The 25302-nt window shown below is 67.5% G+C and carries 22 protein-coding genes; 12 read left to right on the top strand and 10 right to left on the bottom strand.

Features of this window, described 5'->3' with window-relative positions; genetic code table 11:
- Window positions 1–18: 18 nt before the first annotated feature.
- The gene (locus tag MJO58_RS25290; protein WP_090607338.1) at window positions 19–636 is read left to right on the top strand and encodes a carbonic anhydrase; all 618 of its coding nucleotides are present in this window, start codon (window positions 19–21) and stop codon (window positions 634–636) included.
- 113 nt (window positions 637–749) lie between these two features.
- Entirely contained in the window at window positions 750–1556 is an 807-nt protein-coding gene (locus MJO58_RS25285) for a hypothetical protein (protein WP_090609635.1), read from the top strand.
- Here MJO58_RS25285 and disA read toward each other — a convergent pair.
- Genes disA through MJO58_RS25270 form a run of 3 tightly spaced genes read right to left on the bottom strand, consistent with a single transcriptional unit; the run spans window position 1553 to window position 4622 of the window.
- Window positions 1553–2626: a DNA integrity scanning diadenylate cyclase DisA gene (disA, locus tag MJO58_RS25280; RefSeq protein ID WP_090607335.1), complete on the bottom strand. Its 1074-nt coding sequence runs from the start codon at window positions 2624–2626 to the stop codon at window positions 1553–1555. The two genes, MJO58_RS25285 and disA, sit on opposite strands and share 4 nt — an antisense overlap.
- 26 nt (window positions 2627–2652) lie before the next feature.
- The gene (gene radA / locus MJO58_RS25275) at window positions 2653–4062 is read right to left on the bottom strand and encodes a DNA repair protein RadA (RefSeq protein WP_090607332.1); all 1410 of its coding nucleotides are present in this window, start codon (window positions 4060–4062) and stop codon (window positions 2653–2655) included.
- Window positions 4063–4112: 50 nt separating this feature from the next.
- Window positions 4113–4622 carry a copper chaperone PCu(A)C domain-containing protein gene (locus MJO58_RS25270; RefSeq protein ID WP_090609634.1) on the bottom strand — a complete coding sequence of 170 codons (510 nt, stop codon included), beginning with the start codon at window positions 4620–4622 and terminating at the stop codon, window positions 4113–4115.
- 346 nt (window positions 4623–4968) lie between these two features.
- Here MJO58_RS25270 and carD point away from each other — a divergent pair, with 346 nt between their 5' ends.
- Genes carD through MJO58_RS25240 form a run of 6 tightly spaced genes read left to right on the top strand, consistent with a single transcriptional unit; the run spans window position 4969 to window position 10036 of the window.
- The gene (carD, locus tag MJO58_RS25265) at window positions 4969–5457 is read left to right on the top strand and encodes an RNA polymerase-binding transcription factor CarD (RefSeq protein WP_007166539.1); all 489 of its coding nucleotides are present in this window, start codon (window positions 4969–4971) and stop codon (window positions 5455–5457) included.
- A gap of 15 nt (window positions 5458–5472) precedes the next feature.
- Window positions 5473–6144 carry a 2-C-methyl-D-erythritol 4-phosphate cytidylyltransferase gene (gene ispD / locus MJO58_RS25260; RefSeq protein ID WP_239721354.1) on the top strand — a complete coding sequence of 224 codons (672 nt, stop codon included), beginning with the start codon at window positions 5473–5475 and terminating at the stop codon, window positions 6142–6144.
- The gene (ispF, locus tag MJO58_RS25255) at window positions 6141–6620 is read left to right on the top strand and encodes a 2-C-methyl-D-erythritol 2,4-cyclodiphosphate synthase (RefSeq protein ID WP_090607326.1); all 480 of its coding nucleotides are present in this window, start codon (window positions 6141–6143) and stop codon (window positions 6618–6620) included. The genes ispD and ispF overlap by 4 nt, the downstream gene beginning before the upstream one ends.
- A gap of 52 nt (window positions 6621–6672) precedes the next feature.
- Window positions 6673–8082, top strand: coding sequence for a cysteine--tRNA ligase (cysS, locus tag MJO58_RS25250; RefSeq protein WP_239721353.1), 1410 nt, complete (start codon window positions 6673–6675; stop codon window positions 8080–8082).
- 11 nt (window positions 8083–8093) lie between these two features.
- Window positions 8094–9026, top strand: coding sequence for a 23S rRNA (guanosine(2251)-2'-O)-methyltransferase RlmB (rlmB, locus tag MJO58_RS25245; RefSeq protein ID WP_090607321.1), 933 nt, complete (start codon window positions 8094–8096; stop codon window positions 9024–9026).
- 5 nt (window positions 9027–9031) lie between these two features.
- Entirely contained in the window at window positions 9032–10036 is a 1005-nt protein-coding gene (locus MJO58_RS25240; protein WP_434086271.1) for a glycerophosphodiester phosphodiesterase, read from the top strand.
- Here the strand turns inward: MJO58_RS25240 and MJO58_RS25235 are convergent.
- Window positions 10033–11424 (bottom strand): FAD-dependent oxidoreductase, encoded by a 1392-nt coding sequence (locus MJO58_RS25235; protein WP_239721352.1) that lies wholly within the window; start codon window positions 11422–11424, stop codon window positions 10033–10035. The two genes, MJO58_RS25240 and MJO58_RS25235, sit on opposite strands and share 4 nt — an antisense overlap.
- A gap of 171 nt (window positions 11425–11595) precedes the next feature.
- On the opposite strand from MJO58_RS25235, the gene MJO58_RS25230 reads away from it, so the two are divergent.
- A complete protein-coding gene (locus MJO58_RS25230) occupies window positions 11596–14220 on the top strand; it encodes a helix-turn-helix transcriptional regulator (protein ID WP_239721351.1) in 2625 nt (874 codons plus the stop codon).
- Between the two features lie 7 nt (window positions 14221–14227).
- Here MJO58_RS25230 and MJO58_RS25225 read toward each other — a convergent pair whose 3' ends face one another.
- Genes MJO58_RS25225 through MJO58_RS25210 form a run of 4 tightly spaced genes read right to left on the bottom strand, consistent with a single transcriptional unit; the run spans window position 14228 to window position 17886 of the window.
- Window positions 14228–15469: an SLC13 family permease gene (locus MJO58_RS25225; RefSeq protein ID WP_090607310.1), complete on the bottom strand. Its 1242-nt coding sequence runs from the start codon at window positions 15467–15469 to the stop codon at window positions 14228–14230.
- Window positions 15470–15472: 3 nt separating this feature from the next.
- Window positions 15473–16393 (bottom strand): MBL fold metallo-hydrolase, encoded by a 921-nt coding sequence (locus MJO58_RS25220; protein WP_239721350.1) that lies wholly within the window; start codon window positions 16391–16393, stop codon window positions 15473–15475.
- Complete coding sequence (locus MJO58_RS25215) at window positions 16393–17151, bottom strand: LamB/YcsF family protein (RefSeq protein WP_090607304.1); 759 nt, start codon at window positions 17149–17151, stop codon at window positions 16393–16395. Before MJO58_RS25215 ends, MJO58_RS25220 begins: the two co-directional genes overlap by 1 nt.
- Window positions 17152–17160: 9 nt before the next feature.
- The gene (locus tag MJO58_RS25210) at window positions 17161–17886 is read right to left on the bottom strand and encodes a sensor domain-containing protein (RefSeq protein WP_239721349.1); all 726 of its coding nucleotides are present in this window, start codon (window positions 17884–17886) and stop codon (window positions 17161–17163) included.
- A gap of 217 nt (window positions 17887–18103) precedes the next feature.
- On the opposite strand from MJO58_RS25210, the gene MJO58_RS25205 reads away from it, so the two are divergent.
- Entirely contained in the window at window positions 18104–19183 is a 1080-nt protein-coding gene (locus MJO58_RS25205; protein ID WP_090607298.1) for an Rv3575c family transcriptional regulator, read from the top strand.
- On the opposite strand, the gene kstR is transcribed toward MJO58_RS25205, so the two are convergent.
- The gene (kstR, locus tag MJO58_RS25200) at window positions 19180–19782 is read right to left on the bottom strand and encodes a cholesterol catabolism transcriptional regulator KstR (protein WP_175364543.1); all 603 of its coding nucleotides are present in this window, start codon (window positions 19780–19782) and stop codon (window positions 19180–19182) included. The genes MJO58_RS25205 and kstR overlap by 4 nt on opposite strands.
- Window positions 19783–20142: 360 nt before the next feature.
- The gene (locus MJO58_RS25195; protein WP_090607294.1) at window positions 20143–21129 is read right to left on the bottom strand and encodes an alpha/beta fold hydrolase; all 987 of its coding nucleotides are present in this window, start codon (window positions 21127–21129) and stop codon (window positions 20143–20145) included.
- Window positions 21130–21394: 265 nt separating this feature from the next.
- On the opposite strand from MJO58_RS25195, the gene MJO58_RS25190 reads away from it, so the two are divergent.
- Complete coding sequence (locus MJO58_RS25190) at window positions 21395–23557, top strand: acyl-CoA dehydrogenase family protein (protein WP_239721348.1); 2163 nt, start codon at window positions 21395–21397, stop codon at window positions 23555–23557.
- A gap of 381 nt (window positions 23558–23938) precedes the next feature.
- On the top strand, window positions 23939–25246 hold the full coding sequence (locus MJO58_RS25185; protein WP_239721347.1) for a cation:proton antiporter: 1308 nt from the start codon (window positions 23939–23941) through the stop codon (window positions 25244–25246).
- The last annotated feature ends 56 nt before the right edge of the window (window positions 25247–25302 follow it).

The raw sequence follows: 25302 nt of genomic DNA, 5'->3' as shown, positions 1-25302 counted from the left end.
CAAGCCAGAATGTGTCCCATGCCCAACTCCAATCCGGTATCCGCATGGAAAGCACTCAAAGAGGGTAACGAGCGATTCGTCGCCGGACAGCCTGCACACCCGAGCCAGAGCGTCGAGCATCGTGCCAGCCTGGCTTCCGGGCAGAAGCCCACCGCGGTCGTGTTCGGCTGTGCGGACAGCCGGGTCGCGGCCGAACTCATCTTCGATCAGGGCCTGGGCGACATGTTCGTGGTTCGCACCGCCGGCCAGGCCATCGACACCGCGGTACTGGGCTCGATCGAGTTTGCGGTCACGGTGCTCGACGTTCCGCTGATCGTCGTCCTCGGCCACAACAGCTGCGGCGCCGTCAAGGCCGCCATCGGCGCGGTCGACGACGGTGCGATCCCGGGCGGTTTTGTGCGCGACGTGGTGGAGCGGGTCGCGCCGTCGATCCTGTTGGGCCGGCGTGAGGGACTCAGTCGTGTCGACGAGTTCGAGGCACGGCACGTGAGCGAGACGCTGGCGCAGCTCAAATCGCGTTCTGCCGCCATCGCCGACCGCGTTTCGGCTGGCACGCTGGCGCTCGCCGGGGTCACCTATCACCTCGCCGACGGGCGCGCAGCGCTGGTCGATCACGTCGGCGACATCGGCGAATAACGGGCGGGTCTCGCCAGCAGCACGCGCCACTAACACGGTCGGCGCCCAGCTAACATCGCGACACGCCGACTCGGATCGGACAAATCGGCGTGACCTGGACTTATTGTGTGACCGTGCTGGATCTGGAACCGCGTGGCCCGCTACCCACGGAGATCTATTGGCGGCGCAGGGGGCTGGCCCTGGGGATCGCGGTCGTCGTGATCGGCATCGCTGTCGCGATTGTCATCGCCTTTATGGGCAACAGTGCGGGCGCCAAGCCTGCCAGCGTCAACAAGGCCGGCCCGGGTCAAAGCACCCCGGCAGCACCCCCGCCGCAAGCGCCGCCCCCGCCGGGGCAGGAGGGCGTCGGCCCGGTGCCGGGCCCCCAGGGCCAGAATCCGGAGTCGCCAACCCCGACCGCCGCGGTGCAGCCGCCGCCGGTGCTCAAGGAGGGCGACGACTGCCCCGACTCGACGCTGGCCGTCAAGGGCCTGACCAACGCGCCGCAGTACTTCATCGGTGACCAGCCGAAGTTCACGATGGTCGTCACCAACATCGGCCTGGTGGCGTGCAAGCGTGACGTCGGCGCCGCCGTCCTGGCCGCCTACGTGTACTCGCTGGACAACAAGCGGCTGTGGTCCAACCTGGACTGCGCGCCGTCCAACGAGACCCTGGTCAAGACCTTCACGCCCGGCGAGCAGGTGACGACGGCGGTGACGTGGACGGGGATGGGATCCTCGCCGCACTGCCCGCTGCCGCGCCCGGCGATCGGACCGGGCACCTACAACCTCGTCGTTCAGCTGGGCAACCTGCGCTCGCTCGCGGTGCCGTTCATTCTGAACCAGCCGCCGCCCCCGCCGGGGCCGGTTCCGGGTCAGCCGGCGGTGCCGCAGCCCGAGGCTCCGCCCGGGGCAGCTCCCGGTCCGTCGCCCGCGGGCTAGTTGAGCGGGTCGGCGATCGTCGACTCCGCCAGCTGCGACAGCCCTTCTCGCACATGGCGGGCCCACATCGAGCCGATACCGTCGACCGATTGCAGGTCGTTGGCGCTGGCCGCCAACAGACCCTGCAGCGTCCCGAAGTTGCGGACCAACAGGTCGACGTGGGCAAACTGCAGCCGGGGGATACCGGCCATCGCGCGGTAGCCACGCGGGCTCAGCGCCGAATCCTGCGCCTCCGTCGTCGTCGGATAACCGAAAACCTTTGCTAGCGAAGTGATTTCGAGCAGCTCGGTGTCCGACAACGCGTCCAGCTCGTCCAGCGTCGCGATCATCTGCACATCGGACAGCGGCTCGGGGCTGGCGTGGTAGTCGCGCACGATCAACTCCCGATCGGTGTCGTTGCCGCCCAGCAGCTCCTCGAGCTGTAGCCGCAGCTGGCGTCCGTCGGTGCCCAGTTCGACGACGTCGTAGTCGATCACCAGCCCGATGCGGCGGACCAGCTCGAGTCGCTGCACCACGGTCATCACGTCGCGCAGCGTGACGAAGTCTTCGATCTCCGCGCGCGACAACAACCGGCTGACCTCGTCGAGGCGGGTCTTGTAGCGCTCCAGGGTCGCGATGGCCTGGTTAGCCCGCGACAGGATGGTCGCGGAATCGGCCAGCACGTGCCGCTCCCCGCCGACATAGACGGTGACGATGTTCATCGAGTGGCTGACGGAGATCACCGGGTGGCCGGTCTGGATCGCGGCGCGCTCCGCCGAGCGGTGCCGGGTGCCCGACTCGTCGGTGGGGATCGACGGATCGGGCACCAGCTGCACGTTGGCCCGCACGATCCGGCTGGCGTCGGTGGACAGCACGACGGCGCCGTCCATCTTGGCCAGCTCGCGTAGTCGCGTCGGGGCGTATCGGACATCGAGGGCGAACCCGCCGTCGCAGATGGCCTCGACGTTCTCGTCGTGGCCGAGCACGATCAGCGCACCGGTACGGCCGCGCAGGATGCGCTCCAGGCCGTCCCGGAGCCCGGTGCCCGGTGCCAGGCGGGCGACTGTTTCACGTAGCGTCGGACGCGTCACAGCCTGTCATTCTGCTACGCCAGGGCTTATGGCGTCGCAATGTATAGCCGTTTGGGTCCCGGGGGCTCGACGGGGCGGTCGTGGGCGATGTCGATCATGTGCTGCAGCGCCGCCCCGATGGTGGGCGCACTCAGTGCGCGCATGCCCCGCGGAACTGCCTCGCACCCGGGCGGAACCAGGGCGATGGTGAATCCCTGCCGGGCCGCTTCGGCCAGGCGCCGGTCGATGCCGCTGACCCGGCGCAGATCGCCCGCCAGGCCGACCTCGCCGATCATCACCGCGGTGGTGGGCAGCGGCAGGTCGGCCAGGGCCGAAGCCAGCGCGATGGCGACGGCGAGGTCTGAAGACGGATCGGTCAGCCGCATGCCGCCCACGGTGGACAGGTAGATGTCGTTGGCGGCCAGTGGCAGCTTGGCGTGCTTTTCCAGCACGGCGGTGATCATCGCGGCGCGGGAGTGGTCGATCCCGCTGACCGCGCGGCGCGGTGAGCCGGCGTTCGGCGTGGCGAGCAGCGCCTGGACTTCGCCGATCAGCGGCCGTTTGCCGTCCAGCGCCACGGTGATCGCGGTGCCGGGCACCGGGGCGGGCCGTTGATCCAAGAACAGGTTGGATGGGTCGGCAACACCCTCAATTCCGTTGTCGTGCAACGTGAAACATCCGACTTCGTCGGCGCCGCCGAATCGGTTCTTGATGCCGCGGACCATCCGTAGCGAGCCGTTGCGGTCGCCCTCGAAATGTAGAACGACGTCGACGAGGTGTTCCAGCGAGCGCGGGCCGGCGATCGCGCCGTCCTTGGTGACATGGCCGACGAGGATCAGCGCCACGCCGTTGGACTTGGCCGCTGCTGTCAGCGCCGCCGTCACGGCGCGCACCTGCGTGACCCCGCCGGCGACGCCGTCGGACCCGGCGGTGGACATGGTTTGCACCGAGTCGACGATCACCAGCGCGGGCTTGACCGTCGCGATGTGCTCGAGCACCGTGTGCACGTCGGATTCGGCGGCCAGGTAGAGCTCGTCGCTACCGCAATCGATGCGGTCCGCGCGCAGCCTGATCTGGCCCGCGGACTCCTCGCCGGAGATGTACAGCGCGCGCCGCCCGGACTGCGCCCACAGGTGGGCGACCTTGAGCAGCAACGTCGATTTACCGACGCCCGGATCGCCGGCCAGCAGCGTGACCGAACCGGGCACCACGCCGCCACCGAGGACGCGGTCGAGTTCGTCGATGCCCGTCGCGCGGTGCTGGCTGGCGCCCGCTTCGACGGAACTGATCGGAACGGCCTGCGACGTCCGACTCGGCGCACGACGGCCGCCCACCGCGCTGAGCACGGTCACCTCATCGACGGTGCCCCAGGTGCCGCATTCTCCGCAGCGGCCAACCCATTTGGCGGTGACGTGTTGGCACTCCGAGCAACGGAATTGTGAGCGCGCATTAGCCACGTCATGACGGTATCCGGCTGGGCCGACAAGACCCGGTGTGACACGGCCGGTTAGACCTCCGGCGGAGCCATCCCGGCCGAAATCGGCACCTGCACGCTGGCTTGGCCGGCCTTCTCGAAGGTGAAGGTGAAGTTGTAGGACAGGCCGTTGCTGATGGGCTTGGCCAAGTTGACGGATGCCTTCGCCGCGCTGTTGGGGTTGAGCGGGCCCGGTGCCACCCGCTGGCCTTCCGGCGTGCCGATGAACAGCATGCCGCTGGCGGGCAGGCGAGTGTCGCCGGTCACCGTCACCGTGCCGATGTCACTGGTGATGCCCAGCAGCCGGTCCTCGACATCGGGGGACTGATTCACCGCTACCAGCACCAGGTCCACGTTCTTACCCGGGCGCAGGTAGTCGCCGGTCTGCACGGCTTGGATGCGGATGTCGCGCAGTGCCACGTTGTTGAACGTGACCTTGTTGCCGTTGATGGCGGGCTCCTGGGTGGCCATCTGCGAGATCTGTCCGGCGCCACACCCGGTGAGCACGGTGGCGACCAGGGCGGCCAGGCCAACGAGGACCATTCGGGCGCGAAGGCCGACCGCGAGGCTGGTCTTGAAGCGGTTCACTCGATGCCTCCTGGGCTCGGTCTGGCTGTTCAGAGCAAGTCGCGGCACGATGACGCGTGCAACTATGCACAGTAGTAGGAACCACGTTTAAGCGGTAGCGCAGGTAGCAAGACCTGCACCGCAGCGCCGGTGGCAGGGCAGTGCCGGGGCCAAGACCAGGCATTGCTAATGTGTTCTATTGCACGTCTTCGTCCGTCTGTCAACCCCTATTCAGCGCGCGTTGAGCCCCTGACCTGCACTGTTGCTTCGCGTGTGTTGGACCGCCGTGTTAGACTGAGGTAACGAAAGGGGCTCGAATCTGATGATCTTCAAGGTCGGCGACACCGTTGTTTATCCACACCACGGTGCTGCGTTAGTCGAGGCGATCGAAACCCGCACCATCAAAGGGGAGCAAAAAGAGTATCTCGTCTTGAAAGTTGCGCAGGGTGACCTGACCGTTCGAGTTCCCGCCGACAACGCCGAGTACGTCGGCGTGCGCGACGTCGTCGGACAAGAAGGCCTGGACAAGGTCTTCCAGGTGTTGCGCGCTCCCCACACGGAAGAGCCCACCAACTGGTCACGGCGCTACAAGGCCAACCTCGAAAAGCTTGCTTCCGGCGACGTCAACAAGGTTGCCGAAGTTGTCCGCGACCTGTGGCGTCGCGACCAGGAACGCGGCCTGTCCGCGGGCGAAAAGCGCATGCTGGCGAAGGCCCGCCAGATTCTGGTCGGCGAGTTGGCGCTCGCGGAGAGCACCGACGACGCCAAAGCGGAGACCATTCTCGACGAGGTTTTGGCCGCAGCTTCCTGAAGGCCCTGAGCTCAGGTGGTCGGGGGCACAGTTGTCGCAGTGGTCCCGGCCGCGGGGTCGGGGGAACGGCTGCGCGCCGGTATCCCGAAGGCATTCTGCGAACTCGATGGGCGCACTCTGCTCGAATGGGCCGTTGCGGGCCTGCTGAATTCGGGCGTCGTTAGCCATGTCATTGCGGCGGTGCCCGCCGATCGCGTCGACCAGGCCAAGCAAGCTCTAGGCAGCCAGGCCACCGTCGTGGCCGGCGGAGCCGGGCGCACCGAATCGGTCGATCGGGCGTTGTCCGCCCTGCCCGGCGAACCGGATTTTGTGCTGGTTCACGATGCGGCGCGGGCGTTGACGCCGCCGGAGCTGATCGTGCGGGTGGTGGACACGCTGCGGGCCGGTCACGGCGCTGTGGTCCCCGCGTTGCCGCTGCATGACACCATCAAGGCCGTGGATGCCAACGGCGTGGTTCTGGGCACGCCGGAACGGGCCGGGCTGCGGGCGGTGCAGACGCCGCAAGGGTTCGCCACCCACCTGTTGTTGCGTGCGTACCAGGCAGCGGCGGGCGCGGTTTTCACCGACGACGCGTCCATGGTGGAGTACGTCGGCGGCCAGGTTCAGGTGATCGACGGCGACCCGCTGGCATTCAAGATCACCACCCCGCTGGATCTATTGCTGGCCCAAGCGATCGTGCGCCGGTGAACGAGTTGCCGCGGGTCGGCCTGGGTACCGACGTACACCCGATTGAGCCCGGACGGCCCTGTTGGTTGCTGGGTCTGCTATTTCCCGACACCGACGGCTGCGCAGGCCATTCCGACGGTGACGTCGCCGCGCACGCGTTGTGCGATGCCCTGTTGTCGGCGGTCGGGTTGGGCGACATCGGTGGCGTGTTCGGCGTCGATGACCCGCGATGGAAGGGCGTCAGCGGCGCCGACATGCTGCGCCACGTCGTCGAGCTGGTGTCGGAGGCCGGGTTTCGGGTCGGCAACGCCGCCGTGCAAGTGATCGGCAATCGGCCAAAGATCGGCCCGCGCCGCGCCGAGGCGCAGCAACTGCTGTCGGATCTGCTGCGGGCGCCGGTATCGGTCTCGGCCACCACCACCGACGGGCTGGGCCTGACCGGGCGGGGTGAGGGTGTGGCCGCGATCGCGACGGCCCTCGTCGTCGCCGACGGATAGCCCCCGCGAGCTGCGGCAGGCCGATCTGAAGTAGCAGGTAAGCTGGCACGTCGTGACCGATCGCCCCGCCATGCGGCTACACGACACCGCCGCCGGCGCTGTGCGTGATTTCGTTCCGCTGCGCGAGGGGCACGTGTCCATTTACCTGTGTGGCGCCACCGTGCAGGGCCAGCCGCACATCGGCCACGTCCGCAGCGGCGTGGCCTTCGACATCCTGCGGCGCTGGCTGATGGCGCGCGGCTATGACGTCGCGTTCATCCGCAACGTGACCGATATCGAAGACAAGATCCTCGCCAAGGCCGCCGCAGCATGCCGGCCATGGTGGGAATGGGCGGCGACCTACGAGCGCGCCTTCACCGCGGCCTACGACGCCCTGGACGTCTTGCCGCCGTCGGCGGAGCCGCGAGCCACCGGCCACATCACCCAGATGGTCGAATTAATGGAACGCCTGATCGAAAATGGTCACGCGTATGCCGCCGCCGGTGACGTCTACTTCGATGTGCTCAGCTACCCCGAGTACGGACAGCTGTCCGGTCACAAGATCGATGACGTCCACCAGGGCGAGGGGGCGGGGACCGGCAAGCGCGACCAGCGCGACTTCACCCTGTGGAAGGGCGAAAAGCCAGGGGAGCCCTCATGGCCCTCGCCGTGGGGCCGCGGTCGCCCGGGCTGGCACCTGGAATGCTCGGCGATGGCGCGCACCTATCTGGGTCCCGAGTTCGATATCCATTGTGGTGGAATGGATTTGGTGTTCCCTCATCATGAGAACGAAATCGCCCAGAGCCGCGCGGCCGGGGATGGGTTCGCCCGCTACTGGCTGCACAACGGCTGGGTGACGATGGGCGGGGAGAAGATGAGCAAGTCGCTGGGCAACGTGTTGTCCATTCCGGCGATGTTGCAGCGGGTGCGGCCGCCGGAACTGCGCTACTACCTGGGCAGCGCCCACTATCGCTCGATGCTCGAATTCTCCGATACCGCCCTGCAGGATGCGGTGAAAGCCTATGTGGGAGTTGAGGATTTCCTGCACCGCGTGCGGGTTCGGGTCGGGGGCGTGGTTCCCGGCGAGTGGACGCCGCGATTCGCCGACGCACTCGACGACGACCTCGCGGTGCCGATCGCGTTGGCCGAGATCCACCATGCCCGCGCCGAGGGCAACCGGGCGCTCGACGCCGGCGACCACGAAAGTGCCCTGCGGCACGCCGGCTCGATCCGCGCGATGATGGGCATCCTGGGCTGCGATCCGCTGGACGAACGCTGGGAAACGCGCGACGAGACGTCGGCCGCCCTCGCGGCCGTCGACGTGCTGGTTCAGTCTGAGCTGGAAAGCCGCAAGCGAGCCCGCGAGGAGCGTAATTGGGCTCTCGCAGACCAGATCCGGGACCGACTCAAAATCGCCGGCATCGAGGTCACCGACACCGCCGACGGGCCGCAGTGGGAGCTGCAAGCCGGTCCGGAAAAGTGATGGACGAGTAGATGGCCGGCAACTCGCGGCGCCAGGGGGCGATACGTAAGTCCGGCAGCAAGAAGGCCCCGACCGTCGGTTCGGGTGGCCAACGGCGTCGCGGCTTGGAGGGCCGTGGTCCCACGCCGCCCGCTCACCTGCGCCCCAACCATCCCGCTGCCAAGCGTGCCGGCCAGCCGCAGCAACGCCGGCCGGCCAAACGCACCGACGAAACCGAAACGGTACTGGGCCGCAATCCGGTGGTGGAATGCCTGCGCGCCGGGGTGCCCGCGACGGCGCTATACATCGCGCTGGGCACCGAGGCCGACGAGCGGGTGACCGAATCCGTCGCCCGGGCAGCCGATTTGGGCATCGCGATCTTGGAAGTGCCCCGCACCGACCTGGACAAGATGACCGCCAATCATCTACACCAGGGCATCGCGCTGCAGGTGCCGCCGTACAACTACGCTCACCCCGACGACCTGCTCACGACCGCACTGCAGTCGCCGCCGGCGCTACTGGTCGCGCTGGACAACATCTCCGATCCCCGAAACCTCGGGGCAATCGTCCGCTCGGTCGCGGCCTTCGGCGGCCACGGAGTGGTTATCCCGCAACGCCGTTCGGCTTCGGTGACGGCGGTGGCCTGGCGCACCAGCGCCGGCGCCGCGGCCCGCCTGCCGGTGGCGCGCGCGACCAATCTCAATAGAACACTGCAGAATTGGGCCGACCGTGGGCTGCGGGTGATCGGATTGGACGCAGGGGGTGACACCGTGGTCGACGACCTGGACGGCACCGACCCGATCGTGGTGGTCGTCGGATCCGAAGGCAAGGGCCTGTCCCGGTTGGTGCGGCAGAACTGCGACCAGGTGGTGTCGATACCGATGGCCGGTCATGCCGAATCGTTGAATGCCTCGGTGGCCGCCGGGGTGGTGCTCGCCGAAATCGCGCGTCAGCGCAGGAGTTAACCGGGGTGCCGGGCCGGCTCGCGCGCCTGGGCGCGGTGCTGACGGCTGTCGCACTGCTGGTGCCGCTGCCGGTGTCGCTCCCGGTGGCCGCGGCGCAAGCACCCGACTTCGATCTCCAGGCACACCGCGGCGGTCGTGGTGAGACCACCGAGGAATCGCTGCGTGCCTTCGCCAAATCACTCGAACTAGGCGTCAGCACACTCGAACTCGACATCGTCATCACCAAAGACGGGCAGCCCTTGGTGTGGCACGATCCGACGATCGACGCCGAAAAATGCATGGACACGGGGCCCGCGATTGCCGCCGATCCGCAGTACCCGTACGTCGGAAAGCTGGTGCACGAACTCACTCTGGCGCAGCTACGCACCTTGGACTGCGGTCGCCTGCTCACCGAGTTTCCCCGGGCTGAAGTGTTGTGGGGCAACAAGATAGCGACCTTGCCGGAGGTGTTCGCGCTGGTCGACTCCTACCGGTCCTTCAATGCATTGGGGGTGCGGTACAACATCGAAGCGAAGGTGGAGGCCGACCGGCCGGGCCGATCGGCCGAGCCCCAGGAATTCGTCGACGTAATTCTGGGCGCGGTCAGGTCGGCGGGTAAGGTCTCTTCCGTCGACATTCAGAGCTTCGACTGGCGAACCCTGCCGATGGTGCACCGGGCCGAACCGTCGATTCCGTTGGTGGCCTTGTACAACGAGGAGACCTGGGCGCCGGATTCGCCGTGGCTGGCCGGCATCGATGCCACAGCGGTCGGGGATGCGATGATCGGGGCGCTGATAGTGGGGGCCAACATCGTCTCGCCCAGATACCCGTTGGTCACCGGCAAGCCGTATGTTGATCATGCACATGCCTTGGGGCTCAAGGTTATTCCATGGACCGTCAACGACGCAGGGGCGATGCGTGACCAGATCGGCTTTGGTGTCGACGGCATCATCACCGACTATCCGACGCTGCTGCGCGCTGTGCTGGCCGACCTCGGCATACCGCTACCGCCGGCCTATCGCCGCGGCTAGCGGGCTAGGTTGCCGGCCAGCCCGAGACCCACGTTGGCCTGCTGGCCGACTGGCTGTCGGCGGCGGTTGGCCAGGGCGACCCGCCACAGCATGCCCGGGCGCAGTAGCGCGGTGGCGGGGTCGACGAGCGCGGTCACTCGGACGAACTGATCGACGGCGTCGGGATCGTATTCGGCGGCGGTGAGCACACGATCGACATAGGCATTGAGCAGCCGGGTAAGCAACGATGGCGTACCCACGATTTCGGGTAGGCAGAGGTCGGGGCTGGCCGACAGTTCCCACGCCTGGCGGATCGGCACCGCCGCGGCCCGGAAGAATCGATGCGCCAAATCCCTTGTGCCGCTGAGTAAGCAATCGCGCAGCGTCAACGCCTCGAGTGCGGCTACCGTCATGCCCTGGCCGTAAATCGGGTTGAAGCTGCAGATTGCGTCGCCGACGACCAGCAGGCCCTGGGGGAATCGCCGCATCTTGTCGTAGCGGCGCCACCGGCTGGACGGCGTACGGTGCCGGGTGGGTTCTCCGATGGGTTCGGCGGCCTGAATCGCTGCCAGCAGGTGCGGCGGTGCGAAGTCTTCGACGAAGTCGCACATCGACATCAGGTCGGGGTGCGGCCCATGACCCGCAAGTCCGAAAACGGTGAACATCCAGGTGTCGTTCTCCGAGTGCAGGATTCCCAACCCGCGCGGCCGACCCGGCACTGGCCCGACGACGAAGCCAAGTTCGTGCAGCGCATCCGGTGCCATGCTCAGCGGCTGACTGACGTAGGTCAGCTCCATTCTGACCTCGTCCTCGCGCGGTCGGTCGTAGCCCAGGGAGTCCAGCCACGCCGGGGTGCGGGCGCCCCGGCCGGTCGCGTCGACCACCAAATCGGCGTGCAGCGTGCGGTCTTCCCGGGTCCGGCGGTCGACCACCTGCGCCCCGTTGACGCGGTGCTGGTCGGTTGTCGAGGTCAATTCAACGATGTCGTGCTCGTCGAGCAGCGTGACGTTGCGGATCGTGCGCAGCCGCGCGCGGACGTGATCCTCGAGGAACGGCCGGGTGGCGAGATAGGCGGTGAACGAGGTGGCGCTGCCGGTGCGCACCATCAGGTGCCCGCCCACGTCGTAGTACAGCTGTGACAGATCCCGCCCGTCGACGTAATGCGCGCCGTCGACGACCAGCTCGTCGAGGATGCCGGAGAAGAATTCCTCGAGGACCTGCGCGCCGCGGGGCAGCAGGCCGTGCAAGTGCTTGCCCTGCGGCACACCGCGGCGGGGTACGCCGATGTCGGGCAGTGGGTCGCGGTCGACCACCGTCACCACGTCATAGAACTCGCTGAGCGAGCGCGCGGCCAGTAGACCGGCCATGCTCGCTCCCAATACCACCGCGTGAATTCCGATCTTCGCCATGGCCCACCGCCTGTGCTGAGCGTTTATCTGACGAAAGCCATGCTGATGGCGGCTGACTGGCGGCGGCAGCGTAGTCGACTACCCGACCGTTACGTGTCCACTACACATCGGCCCACCGAAACGTCGGCAAAAGCGGCCCATTCGATGCTGCCGCACCGTTATAGTCGCCGAGTGATCGGCGCTGAGCCGTTGACCGGGCGCGACAGTGAATTGGGGATCATTCGCCGCGCCCTCAGCGCGGTAGGCAATCACTCGGGCGTGGTAGTCGCCGGAGCCGCTGGCGTGGGCAAGACTTGGCTGGCCCACGAGGCGCTGCGGCGGGCCGCGGCGGCGGGGGAGCGGACGAAATGGATCGTCGGCACCGACTCGGCGCACGCGCTGCCGCTCGGAGCGTTCATCGGGTCGCTGGGTGAAGCGATGTCGAACCCGTTGACCGATGTACAGCGGGTCATCAATTCGTTTGTCGCGCAACAGCGTCGAGGCAAGGTCGTAGTAGGCGTCGATGACGCGCACCTGCTGGACGGATTGTCTGCCCTCGTCGTCCATCAGCTGGCGCAGTCGGGCGGGGTGCGACTGGTGGTCACAATCCGCACCGGCAGCGACGAACCCGATGCGGTGACGGCGTTGTGGAAGGACGGGCTGCTACAACGGCTTGATCTTGAACCTCTTTCGGCGGCGGCCACCCGCGAGGTCATCGAAAGCAGGCTGGACGGTCCCGTCGATGCGCGCAGCGCGGCCCGTTTCCAAAAGCTGACCGGCGGAAACGCCCTGTTCCTGCGGCAGCTGGTGGCCGACCAGGTGGCCGCCGGGCGGATGCGCAAAACCGCCGGGGTGTGGATGTGGGACGGCGATGTGGCGGTTTCGGCGAGCCTGTCGGACACGCTGGGACGCCAGATGGGCCGCCTGAGCCCGGGTATGGCGATGGTGGTCGACACGTTGTCGCAATGCGAGCCGCTGGCCATCGGCGTGCTCTGTGATGTGGTGGACCGCAGCGACGTGGCTGCCGCCGAGCGGATGGGCCTGGTGAGCATCGAACGCACCGCCGCCGGATTGACGGCCCGGCTCGCCCACCCGCTGTTCGGGGAGCTGCGCCGCGCGAGCGCCGGCGAGCTGTATCTCTCGGAAATCCGTGGCCGGCTCGCGGCGCGGTTGGCTGACGACGGCGACGCCGACATGCAGGCCACCGTGCGCCGCGCGCTGCTGCGGCTCGAGTCGGATCTCGATCCCGACCCCGGGCTGTATCTGGAATCGGCGCGGCACGCCATGACGCTGCTCGATCTGGATCTGGCCGACCGGTTCGCCACCGCCGCCACGAAAGCCGGCGCGCCCGGAGCGGCCGAGGTGCGGGCGATGAACCTGGTACTGCTTGGCCGCGGCGAGCCCGCTGAGGCGGCGTTGCGCGAGATGGCCTGCGACGATGAGCCCGGCTGCCACCACTGGGCGACGGTGCGGGCGGCCAACCTGATCTGGTGGCTCGCCAGACCGCACGCCGCGGTCCCGATTCTCGCTGGCCTGGCCGCAAGCCCCGAGACGCCGGCGCAGCGGGCGGAGCGGTTGGCGGTGCAGGCATGCCTGGACGCGGTGTCGGCGCGCTGCGAGATCGCGGTCGTAAACGCCCGAGCCGCATTGGATTTCCCGGAACTGCCTGGGTTTCACGCGATGATGGCCTCGCTTGCGTTGATCATGGCGATGGGGGCGCTCGGTCAGGTCGACGATCTCTCGGGTATCGCGGAGCAGGCCCTGCGCCGCGCGACGACGTCGTTTCAGGCATCCCACATGCGATATTGGTTCGGCGCCGTCTATGGCCGGGCTTGCCGGCTGGTCGGACGGATCGACGAATTCGTGAGCACGGCAAGGCAACTGGCCGACTCGGCCCGCGAGATTCCCGGCCTGGCCTACGCGAACCTCTCCTTCCTGTTGGGCAACGCCGCGCTGGCCCGCGGCGCCGTCGCGGAGTCCGCCCGGTTGGTGCACGAAGCGGTTGCTGGAGTGCAAATACACTCCGTCACAACGGGATTACGGCCGGCGACCTATTTCGCGCTTGCCGAAGCCCACGCCAAGCTCGGACAGGCAGGCGAGGCCAATGATGCCGTCGCAGCCGCGCGCTCGTGCGTGCCGCCGGAGTTTCTGTTCATGCACACCGCATTGGCGCTGGCCGACGGCTGGGCGATGGCGGCAAGCGGCCACCTGACCGAGGCCGTGGCGAGCGCACAGGAGGCGGCGCGCCTGGCCCGCGATCGCGGCCAGCCCACCCATGAGCTCGCCTGCATTCAGGCCGCGGCTCAATGGGGCGACGCCTCGCAGGCCGCGCGGGCGCGGGAGCTGGCCGATGAGTTGTCGCTGCCGCTGGCCGCCGCCATCGCCGCACACGCGGCGGCCTTGCACGCTGGGGACGGCGAGGGCCTGCTCGCGGCCTCGGCGGCCTACCGCGAGATCGGTGACCGGGCCACCGCCGCCGACGCGGCAGCGCAGGCGTCCGTCGCGTTCGACGAAGGCCAGCACCATCGGCGCGGCATGTACGCCGCCGCACTGGCCAGGGAGTTAGCCGATGAATGCGGCGGGCTGCACACCCCGGCACTGCGGACTCCGACGGGTATCAAACTGTCGGGCCGCCAGCGTGACGTCGTCGAACTCGTGGTGGCCGGTCTGTCCAACCGGGACATCGCCGAGCAGCTGGTGATGTCCGTGCGCACCGTCGAGGGCCATGTGTACCGGGCCTGTCAGCGAGTGGGGGCCCAGTCGCGTGAGGAACTGGCGTCGATCATCCGATCGGGACCCTGCGCCGGACGACGCTGACGTTGGTCTAGAGGCCCAGCAGCCGCGCCGACCCCCACAGCGCCAGCACCGACATCACCAGAGCCGGGGGAACCGTGCACAGACCCAGGCGGGTGTATTCGCCGACGCCGGCTTCGACGTCGTGCTGGCGAAGCACCCGCCGCCACAGCAGGTTTGACAACGAACCGACGTAAGTCAGGTTTGGCCCGATGTTGACCCCGATCAGCACCGCCAGGACCGCGACCGGTCCGCCGGGGGCGACCAGCGGCAGCAGCACCAGCGTGGCCGGCAGATTGTTGACGACGTTGGCCAGCACGGCGGCGACCGCGGCGATGGCGAGCAACGCCGGCAGCCCCGACCCGTGCGGCAGCACGGCCGACATCACGCGGTCCATCCCGTTCAGCGTGACCGCCTGCACCACGACGCCCAGCGCCAGCACGAACACCAGAAACGAAACCTGGGCCGAACCAAGGATTTCCACCACCGTGGTGTGCCGGTGGCGCAGGCTGCGCACCGCGAGCACCGAGGCGCCGGCCAGCGCCACCCACGCGGGGGCCACTCCCAGCGGCTCGGAGAAGGCGAACCCGGCCAGGGTCAGCGCCACCACCACCAACACGAACACCGGCGGCCGTGGCGCCGGTGCGAGTTGGTCCGGATCGGGCGCGACGCGCAGATCGCGGGCGAAGAAACCGCGGAAGACGAGGTAAAGCGTGGTGACCGTGGCCAGCCACGGTAGCGCCATCGCAAGGGTGAACGTGGTGAAGGAGACGTTCGCGACGTGAAACGCCAGCAGGTTGGTCAGGTTGGACACCGGCAGCAACAGCGAGGCGCCGTTGGCGAGGTGAGCGGTGGCATAGGCGTAGGGGCGCAAGGGAGTTCGCAACCGGCGCACGGCGGCCAGCACCACCGGGGTCAGCAATACCACGGTGGCGTCCAGGCTCAACACGGCGGTGATGGTGGCGGCGATGAGGAACACCTGGCGCAGCAGTCCGTGCGAGCCGCGCGGCGTTCGGGCGATCGCGGCGCCCGCGGCCTCGAACAGGCCTTCGTCGTCGCAGAGCTTGGCCAGCACCAGCACCGCGCCCAGGAACGCGACCACCCCGGACAAGTCGGCGACCTGCCGGGCCGCCTGGTGCACCGAGATCGCGCCGATCGCAACCACGATGAGCGCAGCGGGAACGGCAGCCAGCGCCTCGGGCCATCCTCGCGGGCGCGCGACGGCGAACCCCAGGACCAAAGCAAGCAGCAGCAGCGCAACAGTTAAAGCCAAGGCCTAAACCATCCAAGGGTTTTCGCGTCGCCACACCGTCGGCAGGTGCAATGCGACACCGTCGCGTGCGGCCAGCTCATCGAGCACCCGGATGGAGACGTCCAGGTCGTCACTCGCATACGGCAAGGCCCGCAATGGCTTTGACAACGGACGGAAGAAGTCGTCCCAGTGGATCAGGATCACCCGGCGCGCCCCCACCGCTTGCACCGTCTCGGCCCAGTAGTCGAGCAGGTAGGACCGCGGCCGCAGACCCAGCTGGCCGACCGATAGGTACACGGCCTCGGCGCGCTGTCCGGCCAGCGCGCCTCTGACGAAGCCGGCGCTGCCCTGAATCAGCAGTCGCTTGTCCGACGGCAGATGGTGGATCAGCGTCGACCACGACTCGCCGCAGCGGTAGGCCGACGCCTTCACCGGCGGCACCAGGGGCGCGTCGATCACGCCCGGGAACCGGTCGGGCGGACAATGGTGTGACTCGATGAGCGTTACGTCGAAGGCGCCCAACCGGATTGGTTCGCCCGGCACCGCGACGATCAGGCGGTTCTCCGGCAGGCCGTAGCCTCGCCCGACGTTGGCCGCGGACTCGCCGCCGACCAGCTGCGCCCCGGTCCGGTCGGCGACCAGTGCGGAATCCATCACGTGGTCGATGTGGGTGTGCACCGGGATGACGGCCGCCAGCCGCGACACCTTCGCCCGGGCCAGGCAACCGTCCACCCGCACTTCCGACGGGGAGAGCCTGCCGGCCGCGACTTGCGCCAGGCTCGGGCGCGAGAAATAGCCGTCGGTCATCAACGCCGACGAACCGTCGTCGATCAGCAGTGTTGCCACACCCATCCAAGTCGCCGAGAGGCCGCCGGGGTCGGCGGCGGGCACGTCGAATCGATCCGAATAGCGCGCGATGTCGGGCCGACCGAGCTTGAGCCGCATCAGCAGAACGGCCTGATGTCGATGCCCGCGGCCTCGAGCTGGTCGCGCACCGCGGTGGCGATCTGCACCGCGCCGGGTGAATCACCATGCACGCAAACAGATTCCACACTCACGGCAACCGGGGAGCCGTCGACGGCGGTGATCTGCCCGGAGGACACCATCGTCACCACGCGCTGCGCGATCGCCGCCGGGTCGTCCAGCACCGCGCCGGCCTCTCGGCGCGAAACCAGCTGGCCGTCCGGCTGGTAGGCGCGATCGGCGAAAGCCTCCGCGACGGTGTGCAATCCGACGCGGGCGGCCTCTTCGAAGAACGCCGAGCCCGCCATGCCCAGCACCGGCAGCGTGGCGTCGGCCAGAGATACCGCCGATGCCACCGCGGCGGCCTGCTCGTGATTGGTCACGATGGTGTTGTACAGCGCGCCATGGGGTTTGACGTAGGAAACCGTCGAGCCCGCCGCGCAGGCGATCGCCTGCAAGGCGCCGATCTGATACACCACGTCGGCGACGAGATCCTCGACGGCGACATCGATGAAGCGCCGGCCGAACCCGGCCAGGTCGCGGTAGCTGACTTGAGCTCCGATGCGCACGCCACGCTCGGCGGCCAATCGGCACACCCGCATCAGGCTGGCGGGATCTCCTGCGTGGAAACCGCACGCGACGTTGGCGCTGGTGACGATTCCGAGCATCGCCTCGTCATCGCCCAGACTCCAGACGCCAAAGCCCTCACCCAAGTCGGCGTTCAGGTCGATAGCGGCCACCTGCCTAGCTTATGGCGGGATCCTGGCAATGATCTGATCGAGGAGGTTGTCGGCCGCGGCATCGGTGTCCTTGTCGAGCAGACACACCCGGGCCTCGACCACGACGGAATCCTGCGCGGCCATCGCGTGCGAGCAGCCCCACCGCGGGTCTTCCTCCTGGTGCATCGCCAATTCGAGCCGCGAGCCGCGGACGCGTATGTCGTGGGTGAGGAAGTAGCTGTGATTGCCGTTCGAGGAGTGAAATCCGTACCGGCGCTGGGCGCATCGTTGCCAATCCTGTTGTGCCCGCTGCAGCAACGCCTGGGCATCGGCGGCGGTGGTGAACGACGTGACGAGCTGGGTGGCGTCGGCCTGCACGGCGTTGGGCGTGCTGAACTGGTTGCCTCGCATCGCGACATATCCGCTATTGGCGTAGGTCGTCACATCGCCCACCGAACCGACTCCCAGGCAGCTGCGATCGTCGATGATCGTCGATGAGTCCGAGGTGCTGGTCGCGGTGCCGACCAGCGTCATGTTCGCGCCGCCCATCAGGGCGTCGACCTGGTCTTGACTCAGCAGCAGGCCGTCCAGGACGATCGCCGGCAGCGCGCGTGGCGCCGGGCCGGCCGCGTTGCCGGCGGGGATGTGGGTCACCGGGGTGGCGGCCAGCGGCGTTCCGTCGACCGCCCTGGTGCAGCCGGCCGTCACCGCACCAGCGGCGAGTAGGACGATCGGCCATCGAAGTACCGGGTACATCGCTTGCTGCTAGCCACCTTCGCCGCGGGCTGGGACGCGCGCAAGCTTAAGCGCTGACCTCGCGCCGTCGTCCCATCAGCGTTGCCCGCGGACATGAAATTCCGGTGGCGCTGTCCGGCCCGCCGAGTCACAATACTAACGAAAACCGTTTCCATTAGAAAATAGCAGTTCGCGGCGGCTTAGGCGCGCGCGAGGACGCGCTGTAGCGTCGGCGAACGTGAGTCCCACCCCGCGCCGGCGTGCGACTCTGGCGTCGTTGGCGGCCGAACTCAAAGTTTCCCGCACCACCATCTCGAACGCCTTCAACCGGCCGGATCAGCTCTCCCCCGACCTTCGCGAGCGGGTGCTGGCCACGGCCAAGCGGCTGGGCTACGCCGGACCCGACCCGGTGGCGCGGTCGTTGCGCACCCGCAAGGCCGGTGCGGTTGGATTGTTGATGGCCGAGCCGCTGACGTATTTCTTCAGCGACCCGGCGGCGCGCGATTTCGTCACGGGTGTGGCGCAGTCGTGCGAAGAGCAGGGGCAGGGCCTGCTGCTGGTGGCAGTCGGACCCACCCGCAGCCGTGAGGACGGCGAGGCCGCGGTGCTGGCCGCCGGGGTGGACGGCTTCGTAGTGTATTCGGTCCGCGACGACGACCCCTACCTGCAGATGGTGCTGCAGCGGCGGGTGCCGGTGGTGGTGGTCGACCAGCCCAAGGACCTGGCCGGGGTGTCGCGGGTGGGCATCGACGACAGGACGGCGATGCGCGAGCTCGCCGACTATGTGCTGGGCTTGGGGCATCGCGAGATCGGGCTGCTGACAATGCGATTGGGACAGGACCGCCGCCAAGACGTGGCCGACGCGGAGCGGCTGCGTTCGTTGACTTTCGACGTGCAGCGCGAACGCATCACCGGGGTGTGGGACGCCATGCAGGCCGCCGGCGTGGACCCGGATTCGCTGACCGTGGTGGAGAGCTACGAACACCTGCCGGAATCGGGTGGCGAAGCGGCCAGGGTGGCGCTGGAAGCCAATCCGCGGATCACCGCATTGATGTGCACCGCAGACATCTTGGCACTGTCGGCGATGGATTACCTTCGCGCCCATGGTATTTACGTGCCCGGTCAGATCAGCGTCACCGGATTCGACGGTGTGCCCGAGGCGATCAGCCGCGGCCTGACGACGGTGTCGCAGCCGAGCCTGCTTAAGGGTCATCGGGCCGGGGAACTGCTACTCAACCCACCGCGGTCCGGCCTGCCGGTCGTCGAGATGCTGGAGACCGAGCTGATTCGCGGCCGGACCTCCGGTCCGCCCGTTTAGCCGGACGACTCTGAGTCGCCGATCAGCAACCGCACGGCCAAGTCGAGTCGCTTGCTGACATCGGTTGCCGACGCGCGTCGGGTGAGCCAGGCCAGCAGGTTCGACAACCACACGTCGGAGATCACCCGGGCGATGTGGTACTGGTCCTCGGTCGGTTCGCCGTCACTCATCGCGCGGGCGAACATGCTGTCGATCAGCTTTTCCACCTGGTCGACCTCGCTGGCCGCCGACGCGTCGGCGAACACGTAGGCGCGCGTCATGGCCTCGGTGAGCAGCGGGTTGCGCTGCATCGCGCGATTGAGCTTGCCGACCATGAAATTCAGCCGCTGGAACGGCGTGCCGCCCGCCATCGCGGAGCGGTCGGTCTTCGCGTCGATGCGGCCGAACTCACGGCCCAGGGCCGACACCAGCAGGTGCACTTTCGACGGGAAGTAGCGGTACAGCGTCCCGACCGCGACATCCGCGCGATCGGCCACCGCACGCATCTGCACCGCCTCGTAGCCGCCCTTGGACGCGATGGCCATGGTGGCGTCCAAGATGCGCTTGCGGCGCTCCCGCTGTGCCTCCGAGCCCAGCTCGGACTCAGCCAGAACTGCCACGTTCATGACCTCGCGTGGCTGCGAGTCAGAGACGTGCTCCGGGTTAGTGTTCGCCGGCGACATCTGACGGGTTGCTCCTCTTCCGGGTGGTCCGTTCGCAAACGATAACCAAGTCGCGTGTGAATTTCCCACCTCCATCCCGCCGGGGCAGCGAGCTGTCCTGCTGCAATGGCGTTCGACTTGACGGTCGATCGCTCGCACTATTAGAACACGTTCTAGTGGCGAAGAACGAGGACGCCCGCAACGCGTAAAGGGTAGTGACGTCGGCGATCGGCCGGACGGCAGCCCGGTCGGGCCGATAACGATGATGCGGCGTAGCCGTTTCCGGCGCTGCCCTCCCCGCGGCGCCTTCGAGGCTGCTCACGGCAGCGTGGTGATAGTGCCGGAGGTCAGTAGGTCGTCGTAGTAGCTGCCACCCGGGTAGAAATCGGGCGTGATTGTTCCCGCGAACATGTCGGTGATCCAGCCTCGCGTCAGACCCGAGACCGCCGCCACATTCGTGGGCTTCGGACGACCGCATACCAGGTTCTCGTAAGCCGGCGACGACATGCCGAGCGCGTCTCCGTGGGCGCCGGTGGTCACCTTCACCCCGAGAAACGCCCGATCCGGCAGATACCGTTCAAGTGCCCTGGTGCCGCTTCGGAAAGAGTTGCAGAGCAGGTGCGGTGACGCCGTGGCGTAGATCGGCAGGGTGGTGCTGGCCAGCCCGGCCAACGCTTTGTCGGTATTAGAGCCGATAAATGACTTCACGCCGTCTTCGCTGATGATGCCACGCAGCTGACTGAATGCGGCAGGGTAGGCGCTGTGCAGGCGCTCGGCGACGTATTCGACGGCCTCCGCCCCGGCCGAATGCCCCACGAACACCAACTTCTCGGGCAACGGCGTGACGGATCGGTTCAGATCTGACGTCGCCGCCGCGAACGACGATGCCAAGGCGCCATTCGGATCATCTTTGTGGGCAAACACATCGGCGATGTTGTCGAGGAAGCCGGTGTTGTCGATCAGGTGCTCCACGGTGCAGCCAAAGGGGTTGACGGTGGGTAGCGTGGTGGCCATCACAAGGTATCCGCTGTTGGCGACCTCGGTGGCAAGGGCAGACCATACGTTCTTGCCCTCGACGAAGCCGTGCTGCAACCACACCAATCCGAGCGGCGCCGTGCTCGGCAGATACCATGTCGTCGGTACCTGGCGGCTCGAGGTCGCGCACGCAACGTCAGTGGTGCTGTCGGCCGCGATCCAATCGCCCCGGGCTGGGCGCGGGGCGGCCACAATTGCGGCGATCGCGGCCGCGCTGAGTACGGCCACGATATTGCAGCCGGCGCGTCGGGCTAGCGAACCCAAGGTCATTAAGAAATTGAAACACTTAGCCTATCCAGTCGGGCGTGATCAGGCGCGAATGCAGCACCGGGCGAGTTAGTTGTTCGCCTGAGCAATGCGACAGCGAGCCGCGAAGAAGTCGCGCCACGGCATTCTTCGTGATGGGGCGCACGCACCGACTGTTGCTGCGATGGCATTCGACTTGAGGGTGGATCGCTGGCACTATTGGAACACGTTCTAGTGGGAGTTAGCGCTTCCTGTCGTCACATTTCATTCCGAACCCGGAGGGCTCTACGTGGTAGCGACCGTTACCGGCGAACAGCTAGCGGCGCGTGAGTTGGTGCGGGATTGGGCACGCAATCCCACCGCCGGTCCCGGCGGCACCGCGGCGATTCGCGAGGTCGAGCAGGGCAATCCGGACGCCTGGCGGCCGGTATTCGCTCGCCTGGCCGACCTCGGCATCTTCGGTGTCGCAGTGGCCGAGGACGCCGGCGGGGCTGGCGGCAGCGTCGAAGATCTGTGCGCGATGGTCGAGGAGGCGTCCAAGGCGCTGGTGCCCGGGCCGATCGCCACCACCGCGCTGGCCACTCTGGTTCTCTCCGAGGCCGGCCCCGATCCCGAGGTTCTATCCGCGCTCGCGTCGGGGGAGCGGTTCGCCGGTCTGGCGCTCGAGGGTGACGTTCAGTTCGACGGCGCGCAGGCGTCGGGCACCGTCGACTACGTGCTGGGCGGCGCCCACGGAGGACTGCTGCTGCTGCCCGCCGGCGAGAAGTGGGTCCTCGTCGACACCGGCAGCGCCGGCGTGCAGCTGGAGCCGCTGCAGGCCGCCGATTTTTCTCGGCCGCTGGCGCGCGTGGTGCTGCGTTCGGCACCGGCCACCCCGATCGATGAATCGCGGCAGCGGGTGCAGGAGCTGGCCGCTACCGTGCTGGCGGCCGAGGCCGCCGGCATCACTCGCTGGTCGCTGGAGACTGCCGTCGATTACGCCAAGGTGCGCGAGCAGTTCGGTAAGCCGATCGGCAGTTTCCAGGCCATTAAGCACCTGTGCGCGGAGATGCTGTGCCGCGCCGAGCAGGCCGAGGTGGCCGCGTCGGACGCAGCACGCGCGGCCGGGGCCGCCGGCGCCGCCGACGATAACCAGTTCTCGATTGCCGCCGCGCTGGCCGCCGGCGTCGCGATCCCCGCGGTGAAGGCGAACGTCAAGGACTGCATTCAGGTGCTCGGCGGCATCGGCTGCACCTGGGAACACGACGCGCATCTGTACCTGCGCCGCGCGCACGCGATCGGCCGATACCTCGGCGGGGCCGAGCGCTGGCTGCGCCGCATCACCGAGCTCACCCAGGCCGGGGTGCGCCGACGGCTGAGCATCGATCTGACGGAGGTCGACGATCAGCGTGCCGAGCTCGCCGCGACCGTCGCCGAAATCGCCGCGCTGCCCGCCGAGAAGCGGCAGGTGGCCCTGGCCGATGCGGGGCTACAGGCGCCGCACTGGCCCAAGCCGTATGGGCGCGCCGCATCGCCCGCCGAGCAGCTGCTGATCGACCAGGAGCTGGCCGCTGCCGGAGTCGAGCGACCCGACCTGGTGATCGGCTGGTGGGCGGCGCCGACGATCCTCGAGCACGGCACGCCAGAACAGATCGAGCGCTTCGTGCCCGCCACCATGCGTGGCGAATTCCTCTGGTGCCAGCTGTTTTCCGAGCCGGGAGCGGGCTCGGACCTGGCGTCGCTGCGCACAAAAGCAGTGCGCACCGAAGATCCAGCCGGCGGCTGGTTGTTGACCGGGCAGAAGGTGTGGACGTCGGCCGCGCACAAGGCGGCCTGGGGAGTGTGCCTGGCGCGCACCGATCCCGACGCCCCGAAGCACAAGGGCATCGCCTACTTCCTGATCGACATGAAATCGCCCGGCATCGACATCCGACCGCTGCGCGAGATCACCGGCGACTCGCTGTTCAACGAGGTGTTCCTGGACAACGTGTTCGTGCCCGACGAGATGGTCGTCGGCACGGTGAACGACGGCTGGCGGCTGGCCCGCACCACGCTGGCCAACGAGCGGGTCGCGATGGCCAGCGGGACGGCGCTGGGCAACCCGATGGAAGAGCTGCTCAGGCTGTTGGCGGCCAGGGGCCTCGACGTCGCCGAGCAGGACCGGCTCGGCCGGCTGATCATCTTGGCCCAAACGGGCGCGCTGCTGGATCAGCGCATCGCCCAGCTGGCGGTGGGCGGCCAGGATCCCGGCGCACAGTCCAGCGTGCGAAAGCTGATCGGCGTGCGCTACCGGCAGGCACTGGCCGAATTCACAATGGACGTCGCCGAAGGCGGCGGCCTGGTTGACCGCCGCCAGGAAAACGACCGAGCGGTCTTCGACTTCCTCAACACGCGCTGCCTGACTATCGCCGGCGGCACCGAGCAGATCCTGCTGACCGTCGCCGCCGAGCGGCTACTGGGCCTGCCGCGTTAGTGTCGCCGGCATCAGCTGGTGAGCGCGACGCGGTGCTCGCCGCCGCGCACCCGACGTACGGCTCATCACGCTGAGCACGTCGCCGTGACCAACGGTTAACGGGGGGCGCAGAGTTGCCCGCGATCTACTAGGCCGCACGCCCGCTCGACGACTCGAAGCCGGCGCCGATCGAAGTGGTCCCATCCAACCGCACCACAGCAACGAATGACCGGATGGACACCATCAAGGCTTCGCCCGAGACGTTGAGAGGAACACGTGCCCGCGCGCTCAACCGGAGACGACGCTGGGGTCGCCGTGCCCGCATGTACCGCACTTTCCGGCGTTCCAATGACCGCCGGCTTCACCTCGCTGGTCGACACTACGGATCCGGGGGCATAGATCATGCCCGCGAGTACCGCCGTCCATTTTTTCCTCGAGCTGGCCGTTATCCTCGGCGTCTGCCGCCTCGTCGGGCTTGTTTCGCAACGACTCGGACAGCCGCAAGTCGTCGGCGAAATGATCGCCGGCGTACTTCTGGGTCCGTCACTGCTGGGGCGGGTAGCGCCAGGGCTGCAACATCAGTTGTTTCCGCCCGGGCCAGCTAACACTGTGCTCTATACCGCAGCACAGATCGGCTTAGTCCTCTACATGTTTCTCATCGGGCTCAACTTCGACGTCAACCTCATCAGACACCGCGCCGGCACCGCCGTCGCAGTGTCGGCTGCCGGCATCGTCACGCCGCTCGCCCTGGGGGCGCTGATCGCCATTCCCCTGCTGGCGGATGGCGTCTATTTCGAAAAGGGCGTCTCGCTCGCGCTGGCAATGATGTTCTTGGGCGCGTCGATCGCAACCACCGCTTTCCCGATGCTGGCCCGAATAATCTTCGAACAACGGCTGTCAGGAACACCTTTAGGCACCCTCGCCCTGATATGCGGGGCGACAGACGACGCGTTTTCATGGTGCATCCTCGCGATTGTTCTCGCCATCCACCGTGGCAGCCCCATGACAGCCGTGTCCGCAATTGTCGGCGGTATTTTATACACGCTCGTGCTGTTCACCCTCGGTCGAAGGGCATTGGCTCGACTCGGCACCAAATCCGAACGCCAGAATTCGTTGCCGGCGTCGGCACTTACCACGGTTCTGATTCTGCTTATGACGTGCGCGTGGTTCACCGACAGCATCGGCATATATGCGATATTCGGAGCCTTCGTGTTGGGCGTTGCTATGCCTCCAGGACGCTTCGCTCAACAACTAACGGCCTGCCTCGAGCCACTTGTCACCACCCTGTTGTTGCCGCTGTTCTTCGTGTACTCGGGCCTCAACACGCAGGTCGGTCTCGTCAACAGCGGCAAGCTTTGGCTGGTGGCGGTCGGAATCCTCGTCGTTTCGATCGCGGGAAAGGGAGTCGCGTGCGCATTCGCCGCGTGGCTGCGGAAGGTGCCATTGCGTGAAGCCATCGCCATAGGGTCACTCATGAATGCGCGCGGCCTGATCGAACTCATTCTTCTCAATATCGGGCTCCAGTCCGGAATCATCACGCCGACGCTGTTCAGCATTTTGGTCTTGGTTGCCATCGTCACCACACTGATGGCGACACCGCTATTCGAGTGGGTCTACGGCCGCCGGCGCGTTGACCAATCGCTGCCCCAAGATGCGAATTGCGAGGAGTCGGCTACTGAAACTGAAAATGTTGAATTAGATATTCGTTAAGTCTGAATGATTCTTGTCACTCCCGACCCGGCGCTGCCGCGCGTTGGTGACTCACG

The organism is Mycobacterium lentiflavum (genome assembly GCF_022374895.2).
In the GTDB taxonomy this organism is placed as follows: Bacteria; Actinomycetota; Actinomycetes; order Mycobacteriales; family Mycobacteriaceae; genus Mycobacterium; species Mycobacterium lentiflavum.
This window is presented reverse-complemented; position numbering and strand designations above follow the sequence as displayed.